Genomic DNA, 815 nt, shown 5'->3' with positions numbered 1-815 from the left:
ATCGCCGTTCTGCGCCACGAGATCTGCCGCCCGGAGCCCGACACCGAACGGACATCGGCCGCCTTATATCTCATTTAATTATATATATATAACCATTTATTGACTTATCCCCCGGACGGACCTATAGCTCTCCTATGGGTCCCGCATCGGACCATCCGGACAGAGGAGTATCCCGTGATGAGCCAGCCCGACGTCACCGCCTTCTTCGACGAGGAGACGTTCACGGTGAGCTACGTGGTCGCCGACCCGGCGAGCCGCGAATGCGCCATCGTGGACTCCGTGCTCGACTACGCCCCCAACTCCGGGCGCACCAGCCACGACAGCGCCGATCGCATCGTCGCGTTCGTCCAGGAGAACGACCTGCGCGCGGCCTGGATCCTGGAGACCCACGTCCACGCCGATCACCTCACCGCCGCCCCCTACCTCCGGGAACGGCTCGGCGGTGCCATCGGCATCGGCGCCAACATTACGACGGTGCAGAACGTCTTCGGCGACCTCTTCAACGTCGAGGCCGCGTTCGCCCGCGACGGCAGCCAGTTCGACCACCTCTTCGCCGACGAGGAGACGTTCCGCATCGGCGGAATCGAGGCCCGCGCCCTGCACACCCCGGGACACACCCCCGCGTGCATGACCTACGCCATCGGCGACGCCGCCTTCGTGGGCGACACCCTGTTCATGCCCGACTACGGCACCGCCCGTGCGGACTTCCCCGGCGGCGACGCCCGCCAGCTCTACCGCTCCATTCGCCGCGTGCTCTCGCTGCCCGGCGAGACCCGGCTGTTCATGTGCCACGACTACAAGGCCCCGGGCCGGGA

At 66.3% G+C, this 815-nt stretch carries 1 protein-coding gene; it reads left to right on the top strand.

The features are described 5' to 3' along the window. Positions 1-177: 177 nt before the first annotated feature. On the top strand, positions 178-815 hold a 638-nt coding region (locus tag G7A99_RS22185; RefSeq protein WP_163144162.1), incomplete at its 3' end, for an MBL fold metallo-hydrolase.

Source organism: Arhodomonas sp. KWT, from assembly GCF_010993615.1.
The sequence above is the reverse complement of the archived record's forward strand: the minus strand, read 5'-3'. Positions and strand labels throughout refer to the sequence as shown.